The following is a 13,847-nucleotide window of genomic DNA, read 5'->3' as shown; positions in this document are numbered from 1 at the left end:
GCGCAATTTTTTCGAGATTTTGATCAGCCCTTGTTTATTCTGGCTGTCAACAGGTATAATAAAACCACCAGAACGCAAGCAGCCTATTTTTGTTTATCCGTTTCATAATCACCCGATCCCCAATTTATCACCGGAGGTAGAAATGATTTTATATGGACTCAATCCCAATCAAATGATCCCTACAGCCCAGGCTCTGCGGCAAAAAGGCAAAGCCGCCCGGGCCGTTGTTACTTTTGTAAACCAGGGTACCTTTAATCCGGTTAACCGGGATGTCAATACCATGATCGACGAGCAGAACCGCACCCGGCTGCCCGAACTCATCGACCTGCGGCGGGAACGGATGGCGGTATCACCCTTCACCTTTTACCGCGGCACCGCGCTGATCATGGCCCATGACCTGTCCCAACAGGCGATCACCGGGGCGCCGCTGATTATCTGCGGCGATGCCCATATCAACAATTTTGGACTATACGCCTCCCCCGAACGGCGGCTGGTTTTTGACCTCAACGATTTTGACGAAGCCGTCCCCGGTCCCTGGGAATGGGATCTGAAACGGCTCGTCACCAGCATTATCCTCTGTGGCGAAGATTTGAGACTGAGCGATAATCAAGTCAAGGAAGCTGCAACTAAAGCCACCCAACACTACCGCTATGAGCTCCGCAAACTAATGGAAAGCAGCTCGCTGGACCGCTTTTACAGCAGCATCGGTGAAGATGACATTCTCGATTCGGTATCTAAAAAAAATAAAGATACCTACAAGAAAGTCATCAAAAAAGCCAAAAACCGGAATTCGCAACAGGTTATTTCAAAAATGACCCAAAACGACGCCTATGGCCGCCGCGTTTTCATCGAAAATCCCCCAGTCCTCACCCATCTCGATGCCACCCTGGCTGGCGATGTCGAGGCTGCCTTTGTAGCCTATAAACAAACCGTCCGCCCGGATATCGCCCTGCTGCTGTCGCAGCATCTCTTAACTGACGTGGCCCGACGGGTTGTCGGCGTCGGCAGTGTCGGCACCCGCTGTTATTTACTGGTATTAACCTGTGAAAACGCCAGCCACCTGGTGCTCCAGATCAAAGAAGCTTCCCCATCGGTGGTGTCCCGCTATAATCCCATTGTCGGCTCACCGCTGGGAAAACTAAACCCGGAACAGAACAACGGCCTGCGGGTGACCACCTGTCAGCAGATTCTGCAGGCCTACTCGGATCCTTTTCTGGGGCACTTTCAGGCCAACGGTCGGGATTTCTACGTCCGTCAATTCCGGGATATGAAGGGCTCCTTTGAAATGAATGAACTGACCAGTCAGGGTTTCCTGGATTACGTCGAAGGCTGCGGTCTGCTGCTGGCTCGGGCCCACGCTCAAAGCCCCAACGCCAACTACGTCGCCGGCTACATGGGCAAGTCCGAGGCCTTCGAAAAAGCCATCGTCAAGTGGTGCTACGACTATTCCCGTCAGGTTTACCAGGATTACGAAAATTTTATCCGGTAGCCCCAGAATCCTAGCACTTATTAAAAACCCGTATCTTGTGGATTGATCTGAGTATCTAGCTTACCGTTAAACAAATCAGGAAACGACCTTATGAACGGTCTTTTCACTTTAGCTGTTCTGATTTTTTCTTTAATGCATTCAAGTTAAGCTAATATGATTGGACACCCTTGCGGAAATAAGATAAACTACAGACATAAATTAGTATAGCTGGTTCAACTTGAAGTTTCACCCACCCCGCCCGCCTGTATTTTTAAAATTTAAGATATCCTCTGTCTTGACGATATCAGGAAAAGATGAAGCAAGGAGAAATTGCTATGTATAATTATGGTATTGTAGACTATGAACGGTATAACCAAGTCGAAAAGAACCTGAAAAATGTATTGAATTTAGCCAGCGACGATAATTCAAAATCCGTTGAGGAAGATATCTATTATCATACCGCCAAAAACATTGGCAGCCGACTCAATGTTACAGATTATAACAGTTTGTCGGCAAAAATAATGGAATTGGGGATCGGCGAAATCGTCATCACCGATATGACGGACGAAAAGATTATCTTACGGTTATTTGACTGCTTTACCTGCTCTAATATGAAACATCTTGGCAAACCGATCTGCTTTTTTGAAGCGGGTATCTTGGCGGGTGCGGTCTCGAATATTCGCAAACAGAACATGGATGCCAACGAAGTTAAATGCAATGCCCTGGGTGATGATTTTTGCGAATTCGAAGTTACGAGAGGAATTCCTGACAAAATCGATGACACCGCTGAAAAAAACGATGATCATGATAATATAAATCTGCTTTTTTTAACCATTAACTCCTTAACTTTAGCTAAAAGCAACAATCTGATTCAATCCCAAAGTCAGCGCTCGGAAGAAACAAACCATAAACTGAACGAAGCCCTGAAGACTGCTCTGGAATTGAACAATTTCAATCAACATATTCTCGATAGTATTCCTAATTATGTTGCCGTGATTGACAGTAAAGGTTCAGTGATCCGAATTAATGAAAAGTATCGCCAAACCCTCGCTTCTGCATTTATCGGTGAGTCCAGCATCACTGATTTAAACTGGGAATCAAAATATACCGAAGTTCTGGAAACCGGGAAACCGGCTATCTGGCAGCAACTGATTTTCGGTGCTGAACACGTTATCTTTGAAAGCCCGATTATCGAATCGAACACTGTTTTAAGACAGGTTATCCCGTTAGAATCTGACTTCGTTAAACAGCTGCTGGATAAGATAACTGACGCGGAATCTGAAGTGATACCCCGTAAAAAGCGAACCATTAAACAGGAAAGTCAATGTGATAAAAAAATAATTATTGACAGTCCTGAGATGAAAGAGCTCGTCCATTATATCAAAAAGATATCTAGAACAGATGCTTCCATCTTAATCCGCGGTGAAAGTGGCACCGGAAAGACCCTCTTTGCCAAACAGATTCACCAGGAAAGTCGCCGCAGTCAACACCCCTTTGTTTATATTGACTGTACCACCATTCCCAAGAATTTTTTTGAAACCGAGCTGTTTGGATATGAACCAGGATGCTTTACTGGTGCGAATAAGAGTGGAAAAATCGGCAAACTGGAAATGGCCCAGGGTGGCACCATTTTCCTGGATGAAATTGGGGAAATCCCCATCGAGATCCAATCAAAATTGCTGCGCTTCCTCCAGGAAAAACAATTTGAAAAAATGGGTTCGGTGGTTACCAAAAGTGTCGATGTCCGAATAATTGCTGCAACCAATCAGCCGCTTGAAGCGATGATCCGGGAAGGCTTATTCAGAAAAGATCTGTACTACCGGTTAAATGTTATTAATGTGCTGATGCCATCGCTAAAAGAAAGACGTTCCGAAATACCTGGCCACATCCGTAAAGTGCTCCTTGAAATCAGTGCCGAAACCGGATCGGAACCAAAAACCATTGATTCTGCCGGGATAAAACACTTAATCCAATATGATTGGCCTGGCAATATCCGCGAGCTGGAAAACCTGATCAGGCGACTTTTCTTCCTGGCCGATGAGAATGTCATCGGTGAGGATATTATTTTAAAAGAACTCACTGCTGCCGATAATCTCAATCACTATGAACGAGCCCCACTGACAAGGAAAACCAATGTCAATGAAAAAGACCTGATCCTCAAGGTGATCAAAGACTGCAATAACAATAAATCCGATGCCGCCCTCAGACTGGGTTTTACCCGGCAGACCCTCTATAATAAAATTAAAAAATATCAGCTGCTATAATCAACAGCAATTGGCAGTGTCAAAAGTGTAAACCTTTACTTGACACCTTTGTATATTTGACACTTTTCAAACCTAATAATTTATTAAAAAAACACATTAACCCACCTAGTTTAACCATAGGTGGGTTGGTGTGTTTTTTTGGCACGATATTTGCGTTGACTATGGAATGACCACATTTTTTAATTGAAATTTGAAAGGCGGTGAAAATATGTGCATACCAAAAGAATTGAAATTCCTGGCGGTGGATGCATCCCAATGTATGGGGTGTCGAAACTGTGAATTAGCTTGTTCTTCCAGAAAAGCTGCACAGTATCAAGCTGAAGGAATTCTGGGAAATATCAGGATTGTTCCCAACATTTTCGTCGGCCAGAATGGCCTTACCAAAACACCCGCATACTGCCGACATTGCAGTGCGGCATTTTGCAAAGATCTTTGTCCTGCTCATGCCATTTCCCAAGAAAACGGTGTCATCATCCTGGACAAGGATAAGTGCCTGGGATGTGGGATCTGCGAACAGGTCTGCCCTTATGGTGTAATCACCCTGGGTAGTTTTAAAATCGGTGATAAAACAAAAACAATTGCCCACAAATGCGATCTATGCTTCGATCAGCAGTCAGTTGGCAAAGAACCGGCCTGTTATGCGGCTTGTCCAACCAAAGCTTTAGCGCTTGTTTAAAGAGTTGTTTCTACCAAGATTGTGTTGAAGATTGAAATGAAGGAGAAAAATTATGAATGATTGTTATAACTGTTCCGACCAGAGTCTGATTGAAAAAGCTGAAAGCGAAGAAATAGATTTAGTATGGCAACGATACGAAAAGATGAAACCCCTGTGTGGCTTTGGTGAACAAGGCATCTGCTGCCGGATTTGCATGAAAGGTCCCTGCCGGATCAACCCCTTTGGTAGAAAACGCAGTGTCGGTATCTGCGGCGCCTCAGCGGATACTATCGTTGCCAGAAACCTGGTCAGAATGATTGCTTCCGGTACATCAGCCCACTCGCTTCATGGCAAAGAAGTGGCCAAAACCCTGATGCATGTCGCCAGGGGCGAGACCGCTATCTATTCGGTCAAAGATGCGATCAAGCTGCGCAATATTGCTCATAAGTTAAACATCGAAACCGATGGCAATGATTTGATCCCCCTGGCTGGCGTTGTGGCGGCCAACAGCCTGATGGATTACAGTCGCATGGATGATGAAGAAATCTGTAACTGGCTTAAATACACGATTCCCGATGCCAGACTGGAAAAATTAAAAAAACTTGGCATCACCACCAGTAATATTGATGGCTCCATCAGTGATATCATGGCCCGAACTCATGTGGGAACCGATGCTGATGCGGTAAATATCTTGCTTGCCGGTCTCCGCTGTGCATTGGCCGATTATTCGGGGATGCAGGTTGCGACCAATCTTTCTGACGTTCTGTTCGGAACCCCGCAACCGGTGGTTAGCCAGGCCAGTCTGGGGGTCCTCCGAAAAGATGCTGTCAATATCGCCATCCATGGTCACAATCCCCTGTTGAGTGAAATCATCGTCGACGTTGCCTATAAAATGCAGGCGGAAGCTGTCGCAGCCGGCGCCACCTATGGCATCAATATTGTCGGCGTTTGCTGTACCGGCAATGAAGTTCTGCTCAGACACGGAATCCCCCTTGCCACAAATTATCTGTCCCAGGAACTGGCAATAATAACCGGTGCTTTAGATGCCATGATTGTTGATGTCCAATGTATAATGCCATCACTCGCCAAGGTATCTGCTTGCTATCATACCGAGCTCATTACAACCATGCCCGATGCTAAAATTGCCGGTGTAACCCATATTGAATTGGGCAGTGGCGACAGTTTGAAAAAGGCTGAATTGATTATCCGAAAAGCAATCGATGCCTATAAGAACAGAGATGATGATCGGCTTTCCATCCCGGCGGAAAAAAATAAGGTCATCGCCGGTTTCAGTGCCGAAGCCATTATTGATCTGCTGGGTTCAATCAACAGTGAAGATCCGCTAAGCCCGCTGATCGAAAATATTGTCAATGGCAAGATCAGAGGCATTGTCCTTTTTGCCGGATGCAACAATGTTAAAGTCAAACAGGATCACAATTTCGTTGCCATAGCCAAAAAACTGATGGCGCAAAATATCTTAATATTGGCGACCGGTTGCGGTGCTGGGGCTTTTGCAAAAAACTCACTGATGAATTCCGAAGCAACTGAAAATTATGCCGGCAACACCTTAAAAGAAGTTCTGACATTTCTGGGTTTTGAAGCAGGTTTAAATGCCCCATTACCGCCAGTTTTACATATGGGATCCTGCGTTGATAATGTCAGAAGCATTGATCTGGCCGTGGCTATTGCCAACCGTTTAGGCGTCGACTTAAATCAATTGCCGTTGGTTGCCTCAGCTCCGGAGCTCATGAGTGAGAAAGCAATAGCTATCGGCTCCTGGGTGGTCACCCTGGGTATTCCTCTTCACGTTGGTCTGACGCCCCCTGTTACTGGAAGCAGTCTGGTAACCAATGTGTTAACCTCGGAATTAAAAAATATTGTTGACGGTTACTTCATGGTTGAAGAAAATCCCCTGGAAGCCGCTGACAAAATCATTAACATCATTGAAGAAAAAAGACTGGCTCTGAATCTGTGCTCCAGTTTGGATTCCTTGAGCAAAGCCGAGGTTTTATAATGAATATTTCTATTGATGAATACGATAAAATTAATAAATGTCTCAAATGCGGACGTAAAATCAAGCCACTAAAACTGGACTATATCAAGAAAAGAATTCCGGAAATTTCTGAAGAAGAATTACAGTCTCTTAAAATCTGCAGCAGCTGTAAAAGAAAACAGCAATAATACCAATAAAAAAACTGCCATACAAATCATAATAAAGTAAAAAATGCCGTGGCCTGTCAGTTTATGATCAGGCTACGGTATTTCTCAATCCTATTCGGTTTTACCGTTAATTAAATATTCTGCCCGTTTACTTAAGATTCTTTTTTTATCAATGCTTTCCTACTCCTAAATGGCCTTATCAAAAAATCCGTTTGATAGGGTATCAAAAATTATTTCCCGCCCAACCGGTTCTCAGCCCCTTAAAATCCCAGCAGATCCAGCACCTTATCATCGACATGGCGGTTCTTGCCAACAAAGGGATAATTGTGAATATGCAGGGCCGGGTTGAAATTCAGTTCGATGATACTATAATTCTTGTCGTCAGGGACTTTTTGAATATCCTGGATAATGATATCCGCGCCACAGATTTTGGCTCCCACCGCCTGCGCCGCTTTAACGGCAATAGCCTTGTAATCAGCAATGATCTCATCGGTAAAATCAAGGCTGTCACCGCCAGTGCTGATATTGGAATTTTCCCGGAGATAGACGGTTTCGCCAGGGCCGGGAATGGTCTCGATCGATTTAGACTGCTCGCTGAGAAAGGCAATTTCAGTGTGGTCCAACCGCAGCTTCTCCAATGGTGTGACATAGCCCTTACCCCGCAGCGGATTCAGGTTTTTCTCAGCTACCAGTGCTTCGATGGTATGCACCCCATCGCCCACCACATTGGCCGGAACCCGATGAAGAATCCCCACTACCTCATCGCCGATAACCAGAAAGCGATACTCCTTGCCGGGTATGAATTCTTCAATCAGCACCGCGGTATCATGAGTGAAAGCCTGGATTACTGCCATCTGGTAGCAACTTTCACACTGGAGATTCTTATGAATCACAATCCCCAGCCCAAAGTTCGAGGATTTGGGCTTCACCACAATATCTTTGCCCCGAAATTCTTCATAATACACCATCGCTTCGGCTGCCGATTTGACCTTAATCCCGGCCGGCACGTTGATGCCCTTTTCACGCAACACCAGCTTGGTGACTTCTTTATTCTCCATAATCAGCGGTGCGATATAGGTGTCGGCTGATGTCCGGGTCGCCTGTTTGACATACTCTATTTTATCGCCTTTTTTAAGCCGGATAAAATTGTCTTCAAGATCCAGGATCTCAACCGCAATCCCTCTGCGCTCGGCCGCGTTAATCAGCATCGCCGTTGATAATTCCAGTTTTTTATCATTTTTTTCAAACATCACTCTTCTCCCTTTTTATCGCCGCAGCTCTGGCTATAAAGTCTTGATTCTTTATTATAGCAGTTTTAACTATTGATAACAGTCTGTTTTGAATAAAGTATCCAATTTTTGTTGACATTTTTGTAGCATCAGTATAGAATGAGCTTGTGAATTATTTAACTAAATAGAAAGATAGCTCCGAGCCTTGATTACCTAAAGCATTGCTATGGGATCAGGCCGATAGGGTGTAGATGGAAACGTTTGCGCCTCCACGTTGGGAAGGGGTTAATTCTTCAAATCACAAAGCAATATTCTGATTTATTTAGCATACTTGTTTTGATTTGGTATGCTTTATTCTATTTCAGTATGCTTATTTTGCTTCGGCTTGCTATGATTTGATTGCGTTAATTTAAGAAGACCAACTGGTCTTCTTTTTATTTTTGTTTTAATGATTCCGGGGGAAGTGGCTTCCCCGACTTGTTATGCACCATCAGATGAAAGGAGGTTTCAATTAATGGAATCAATCACATTAACATCAGACTCTTCCTAACCCAGTTATTCTATCCACGATTCAGATCATCGGAAATCATGAAAGAATAAAAAACTTTGGAGGAACTATGGAAACCAAAAAATATTTTGCACCATCGGAAATTGTTGACGTTGCCATTGGCGCAGGGATAAAAAAAGTCTCAACCCCCTATTTAAAAGAATTCATGCTGGCAATACTGGCCGGTGTTTTTATCGGCTTTGCATCAGAAGGTTCCAATATGGCCGCTTTCAATCTACTGGCAGATCCGGGGACTTATGGACTTGGCAAATGCCTTGCCGGAGCGATATTCGGTACCGGACTGATGCTGGTCATCATTGCCGGTGCTGAAATGTTCACCGGTCAGACCCTGATCACTGCCGCCGTGTTGGACAAAAAAGTCCGACTCTCTCAAATGCTAACTAATTGGGGACTGGTATGGATCGGAAACCTGGTCGGTGGCGTCTTTCTGGCCTACATGATGAGTCAGAGTGGGCTGTTCAACAGCGGTGACAGCCTGCTGGGTGCCATGACCATCAAAATTGCCGTCGGAAAAGTCACCATGCCGTTTATGTCAGCTTTCTTTTTAGGGCTTATGTGTAACTGGCTGGTCTGTTTAGCTGTCTGGATGTCCTTTGCCGCTAAAGACATTACCGGCAAGATTCTGGCCATCTTTTTTCCCATCTGGCTGTTCATCACCTCTGGTTTTGAACACAGTGTGGCGAACATGTATTATATTCCGGCCGGGATCTTAGCCAAAGCCAATCCCAAATGGGTGGAAGTTGCCCTGGCTCATGGCGTCACCCAGGATAAACTGGATGCGCTCAACTGGACCTCCTTTTTTCTAAACAACGAACTGCCCGTGACTCTGGGTAATGCAGTCGGCGGTGGCCTGCTGGTAGCTGCTTACTACTGGTTTGTCTATAAATCAGACTTTGGTAAAAAGGATGAACTTAAAAACTGATTCCCATCCATTAGACCCTGATCCATCCGCTCAAAAAAGTCCGACAGCTGAGTTACTTCACCTCAGCTGTTCGGACTTTTTTATCGCAACTGTTGTGGTTATACCTAATCTGATCAACTCAGATATTAACCGCACAAGGGGCTTTATCTTGATAAATCCGTAGCAATCAAAGCTCTTTTAACAGCACCGTCAAGCGCTCACAGGTATCGTCCAGCTCGCGAATTTTATCACCCAGCTGTTTCGAGGTATCTTCTTTATCGACGATGACCCGATTGACCAGCTCGCTGAGTTCCTGTTTTAGTGTCTGCGATTCCCGCTCCAGCACGCCCTTAAAATCCCGGACACTCTCGCGGACCTTGTACTGATAATTATAAATCATGTTATTGATATTGTGCTCCACGTCAGTCAACATTTTGTTCTGATACCGGGTGTATATCTTTTTATTGGCGTAACCCCGGGGCATCAGGTAAATCAGATCATTCATATCCACCAGAAAGGCCGCCGGTTTCTGATTAACCTTGACATAGAAATCATCCCGGGAGGACAGCGTATGGACGATGGTGTCAACCTGATAGTTAATCCCGAACAGTTCCGCCACCACCTTGCGCAAAAATTCCTTGAGATCATCAATCTTCTGATTAAGCAGCTCGGTCAGATGTTCGTATCCTGACGCAAGACTGGCTAGCCCCCGCTCGCTGAGGTCATTGAGCTGGGCCGATAACTGCTTTTCCAGCAGCGTCATCAACACTTTTTCGAGCTCCTTGGGTTTTTCCTCCCGATGCTTTTGATAAGTGGCTGCCATTGCCACAGTCAGAGTTTCCCGAATACCGACGGAACCATCCTGTAACTCTGCTCGAATCTGCTCCAGTAACTCATCAATGTGGCGTAGCAGATAAAAGCTGGAATCCCGGGTAATCTGATCCAGATTGACCAGCTTTTCTTCCAGTTCGCTGCGTTTTTCCTCCAGGCTTTTAAGGGGCATGCCATAAGCCCGGCGGTAAAGCTCCAGATGGGAATGGGCCGCCCCCAGCACCTCGCGAAATTTGATCTGCACCGATTCGACAATGATCTGATCGGCCGAAACTGTAATGTCTGCCGCTATTTTTGCAAACAGCGTATCCATCCCCGCGTTGGTTTTGGCACTGATGGCAAACAGCTCAATGGTATCCACGGCCATAATCTCACAGAGAATCTCATGGCAATAAGCCAGATAGATTTCCAGATCATCCTCGCTGATGGTATCGATCTTATTAATCGCAAAATAGAATTTGGCAGTGTAATTTCTGGCCTCAACCAAAAATTCCCGCTCGATTTCGTTAATCGGACTATCCACCGAGAGCATAAAAATGATCGCGTCGCTATCCTTCATACAGGCATAGGCTTCATCGGTATTGTTCTGATGAATGGATCCCACCCCGGGAGTATCCACCAGGGTGATGCCGTCTTTGAGAAAATCATCGGGCAGAAAAAGATTGACAAAGTAAACCCCCTTCTGGTTGTTAGGGTTCTGCTGTTCGGCAATATACCCCACCAGCTGCTCCAGCGCCACCGTCTGACTCTCCCCGCTTTTAAAATGAACCTCAGCCAGCTCATTTCCATATTGGATGCGCGTCGCCACCGAGGTCACCGGAATGATCCCCACCGGCAGTACCGCTGCCTCCAATACCCCATTAATAAACGAAGTTTTACCCCGTTTGAACTGGCCAATCACAGAAATGACCAGCTCCCGGTTGGCAATTTTTGTTTTTAGATTTTCGATTTTTCTGATGTCTTCTTCACTAACCCCTGTTCTCTGGAGTAAAGCTGTTACAGTATCAATCGTTGTCATCATATTTTTTTTGCTCATCCACAATTCCTCTCTTCATCGGATCTTTTGACTGCAGCTGGTATTCATTTTAATGTTTTTTGCACAAATCAAAAAAGCCGATGCTCCTGTATAATTAACAGAAGTCATCAGCGTGTCAGCATTTTGGCCAAAGCCAGGGCGAACTTCATCACCTGTTTAATTAGTTAATCGATTCAGTCGAAAAATTCAATCGCTAATTGTCATATTTGTCCAAATATGATGGCAATTATTCATATTTTAATTTTGATTTCGATTTCATTCCACCTTTTGTTGACACGATTATTGCTCCATGATAACATTATTTCATACAAGGTGATGGAGTTCACCTGAATTGCGTACCAGCTGATGACTCCTGCAGGATTTGTAATGCTGCAGGTTTTTTTATTGTCTGAAATTACCCGCCCTTACAAAAACTGATAAATAAAACCCTTCGTGTCAAACTATTTGTTCACTTGAGTCAGGAGGACTATCATGAAAAAATATTACTTTATCGCCGCTGGCGGCGCTGTTGGCGCCCTGTTGCGGTTCGAGCTCAAAAACGCCCCCACTCTTTTTCAATCGGCGGATCAGCTGATCAATCTGGCCCTGACGATTTTGGTCATCAACCTGATTGGCTGCCTGATATTGGGGATGCTCAATGCCGTTTTCTCAAAAACTGAACGAATCAGCACCGATGTCAAGCTGGGCTTAACCGCTGGATTGGTGGGCGCCTTTACCACCTATTCAACCTTCTGCAAAGAGAGTCTGAATATTCTCGATGCCGGCTACCTGCGTTTTTTCTGTTACTATGTGGCGGCCTCCATTATCCTGGGGGTCGGTGCTGTTTACCTGGGCCATCTGATCGGCCATCATATTTTACATCCGGTAGGCCTGAATCTGGTAACCCGATTCAGCATTGATACCAATTAAGGAAAACAACTCATGGAAACTTTATGCGTCATTGTCGGCGGTGCTTTAGGCAGCACCACCCGTTATTACCTGGGCAAACGTTTTGCCTCCCGGCACCAGCACATTCCGGTCGGGACCTTTATCATTAACGTGTCCGGTGCCTTTCTTCTCGGTGTCGTCACCGGTTTTGATATCTCAGCCCTGCTTTATGGTTTATTTGCCGAAGGCTTTCTGGGGGCCTATACCACCTTTTCCACCTTTATGTTTGAGGACTTTGTCCTGCTCCAGAATAACCGGATCCTCAGCGCCATTGTCTATGTGCTGGCTACGCTGGTTTTGAGCTTTCTGGCTTTTTATGGCGGATTCGTCGTTTCTGCTGCATTTATAAGTTAACAACAAAATTTAACAAAAAAAACACATCAGCGCCTTTTACCCGGCAATGATGTGTTTTTTTTAATTAGTTGGTTTAAAGCGCTAACCCTTCACCACATTCCGAAACTCACCTTTTAGGAAACAGGCCAGATTATCAACAGCAATGTCCATCAGCCGTTGCCGGCTTTCCCGGGGGGCCCAGGAAATATGCGGCGTGATAATGATGTTTTTGGCCTGGAGCAACGGGTTGGTCAGTTTGATCGGCTCGGTGGAGACCACATCGACCGCGGCGCCGCCGACCTTACCACTGTTGAGGGCATCGCGGAGATCTTCTTCAACAATCAGCTGGCCCCGGGAATTATTGATAATCAGAACCCCATCCTTCATCTTGGCAATATTTTTGGCATTGATGATCCCCCGGGTTTCGGCAAACAGTGGGCAATGGAGGACGATCACATCGGCTGCTGCAAACAATTCGTCCTGGGTTACATATTGGCAGTTTTCTGCTTCCAGCTCCGGGTATTTATTGATATCATTGGCCAGTACCTTCATCCCCAGGGCTTGGGCAATGTGACCGGTACGCTGGCCGATTTTTCCAAAACCAATGATTCCCATGGTTTTTCCACTGAGTTCAATCAGCGGGTGATTCCAGAAACACCAGTCCGGGTTATTTGTCCAGTCACCGCCCAGCACCGCCCCGGAATGATCACCAACCCGATGACACAGTTCCATCAGTAGCGCGATGGCAAACTGCGACACCGCATAGGTGCCATAGGTGGGAATATTGGTCACGGTAATACCCTGTCCACTGGCGGCTGCCACATCCACCACGTTATAACCGGTGGCCAGCACCCCAATATATTTAATCTGTTGGCAAATGTCCAGGGTTTCGTTGGTAATCGGAGTTTTGTTCGTGAAAATTATTTCCGCATCACCAATCCGCTGGCAAACCTCCGCTTCGGTGGTTCGCTCATAAACTGTTAACCGCCCCAATTTTTCCAGATTTTCCCAGCTGAGATCACCGGGATTTAATGTATATCCATCTAAAACGACTATTTTCATTTCGGTCACCTGTTTTCTGTACGATTTTGTATGCTCTCTTTTGTCACTTTCTTTTTTACTCCGGCAGCACATCCGGCGGCGGCGCCTTGATCAGAATCAGCTCCAGGGTTTCGGGATTGAAGTTATTGAGATTCATTTTGGTATTAAAGGGTATTTTTAAAACCGTCCCCGCCGGATAGGCGTAATAATCCTGATCATCCAGCTGCAGCGAGACAATCCCCCGCACCACTGTCATATAGACGACAGCATTGGTATAGTGCTCGGGGAATCCGTCACTCTGATTTATAATTACATGCATATAATGAAGGTTTTCATCGAGAATAACCTTTTCAACCACCTTGTCATCTCCGCCTGTCAATTTGAAAATCTGCTCAACCATTGTCTTTCTCCTTTTCTGTTCGCTTCTGCAACCA

12 protein-coding genes and 3 riboswitches are annotated in these 13,847 nt (G+C 45.5%); of the genes, 8 read left to right on the top strand and 4 right to left on the bottom strand.

Translation table 11 applies throughout. From position 1 onward, the window contains the following. The first annotated feature begins 142 nt into the window (after positions 1-142). From ABGU93_RS14575 to ABGU93_RS14555, 5 genes are all read left to right on the top strand, one after another. Positions 143-1,489 (top strand): DUF2252 domain-containing protein, encoded by a 1,347-nt coding sequence (locus ABGU93_RS14575; RefSeq protein WP_347414138.1) that lies wholly within the window; start codon positions 143-145, stop codon positions 1,487-1,489. Positions 1,490-1,803: 314 nt separating this feature from the next. Further along, positions 1,804-3,732: a sigma 54-interacting transcriptional regulator gene (locus ABGU93_RS14570; protein WP_303870246.1), complete on the top strand. Its 1,929-nt coding sequence runs from the start codon at positions 1,804-1,806 to the stop codon at positions 3,730-3,732. 208 nt (positions 3,733-3,940) lie between these two features. Continuing rightward, positions 3,941-4,408 (top strand): 4Fe-4S dicluster domain-containing protein, encoded by a 468-nt coding sequence (locus ABGU93_RS14565; RefSeq protein ID WP_303870245.1) that lies wholly within the window; start codon positions 3,941-3,943, stop codon positions 4,406-4,408. Between the two features lie 52 nt (positions 4,409-4,460). Further along, positions 4,461-6,401, top strand: a complete 1,941-nt coding sequence (cooS, locus tag ABGU93_RS14560; protein WP_303870244.1) for an anaerobic carbon-monoxide dehydrogenase catalytic subunit — start codon at positions 4,461-4,463, stop codon at positions 6,399-6,401. Then, positions 6,401-6,568 carry a Mut7-C RNAse domain-containing protein gene (locus tag ABGU93_RS14555; protein ID WP_303870243.1) on the top strand — a complete coding sequence of 56 codons (168 nt, stop codon included), beginning with the start codon at positions 6,401-6,403 and terminating at the stop codon, positions 6,566-6,568. Before cooS ends, ABGU93_RS14555 begins: the two co-directional genes overlap by 1 nt. Before the next feature lie 239 nt (positions 6,569-6,807). Here ABGU93_RS14555 and gshAB read toward each other — a convergent pair whose 3' ends face one another. After that, on the bottom strand, positions 6,808-7,797 hold the full coding sequence (gene gshAB / locus ABGU93_RS14550; protein WP_347414137.1) for a bifunctional glutamate--cysteine ligase GshA/glutathione synthetase GshB: 990 nt from the start codon (positions 7,795-7,797) through the stop codon (positions 6,808-6,810). A gap of 163 nt (positions 7,798-7,960) precedes the next feature. Continuing rightward, a riboswitch (molybdenum cofactor riboswitch) is annotated at positions 7,961-8,077 on the top strand. A gap of 316 nt (positions 8,078-8,393) precedes the next feature. On the opposite strand from gshAB, the gene ABGU93_RS14545 reads away from it, so the two are divergent. Beyond that, positions 8,394-9,266, top strand: a complete 873-nt coding sequence (locus tag ABGU93_RS14545; RefSeq protein ID WP_303868373.1) for a formate/nitrite transporter family protein — start codon at positions 8,394-8,396, stop codon at positions 9,264-9,266. Positions 9,267-9,432: 166 nt separating this feature from the next. Here the strand turns inward: ABGU93_RS14545 and ABGU93_RS14540 are convergent, their stop codons facing one another. Continuing rightward, positions 9,433-11,112 (bottom strand): dynamin family protein, encoded by a 1,680-nt coding sequence (locus tag ABGU93_RS14540; RefSeq protein ID WP_347414136.1) that lies wholly within the window; start codon positions 11,110-11,112, stop codon positions 9,433-9,435. A gap of 91 nt (positions 11,113-11,203) precedes the next feature. Next, positions 11,204-11,274: riboswitch (Fluoride riboswitch) on the bottom strand. Between the two features lie 140 nt (positions 11,275-11,414). Beyond that, positions 11,415-11,474: riboswitch (Fluoride riboswitch) on the top strand. A gap of 109 nt (positions 11,475-11,583) precedes the next feature. Between ABGU93_RS14540 and ABGU93_RS14535 the strand changes: the two genes are divergently transcribed. Together ABGU93_RS14535 and crcB are read left to right on the top strand one after the other, a co-directional pair. Continuing rightward, positions 11,584-12,021: a CrcB family protein gene (locus ABGU93_RS14535; RefSeq protein WP_303868377.1), complete on the top strand. Its 438-nt coding sequence runs from the start codon at positions 11,584-11,586 to the stop codon at positions 12,019-12,021. Positions 12,022-12,033: 12 nt separating this feature from the next. Next, on the top strand, positions 12,034-12,393 hold the full coding sequence (crcB, locus tag ABGU93_RS14530) for a fluoride efflux transporter CrcB (RefSeq protein ID WP_303868379.1): 360 nt from the start codon (positions 12,034-12,036) through the stop codon (positions 12,391-12,393). A gap of 81 nt (positions 12,394-12,474) precedes the next feature. Here crcB and ABGU93_RS14525 read toward each other — a convergent pair whose 3' ends face one another. Then, entirely contained in the window at positions 12,475-13,434 is a 960-nt protein-coding gene (locus ABGU93_RS14525) for a D-2-hydroxyacid dehydrogenase (RefSeq protein ID WP_347414135.1), read from the bottom strand. 55 nt (positions 13,435-13,489) lie between these two features. Then, positions 13,490-13,813 (bottom strand): cupin domain-containing protein, encoded by a 324-nt coding sequence (locus ABGU93_RS14520; RefSeq protein WP_303868385.1) that lies wholly within the window; start codon positions 13,811-13,813, stop codon positions 13,490-13,492. Between the last annotated feature and the right edge of the window lie 34 nt (positions 13,814-13,847).

Source organism: Acetobacterium sp. (assembly GCF_039830195.1).
Classification (GTDB): Bacteria; Bacillota; Clostridia; order Eubacteriales; family Eubacteriaceae; genus Acetobacterium.
Note: the sequence above shows the minus strand (reverse complement) of the source record. Positions and strands in the feature narration are given on the sequence as shown.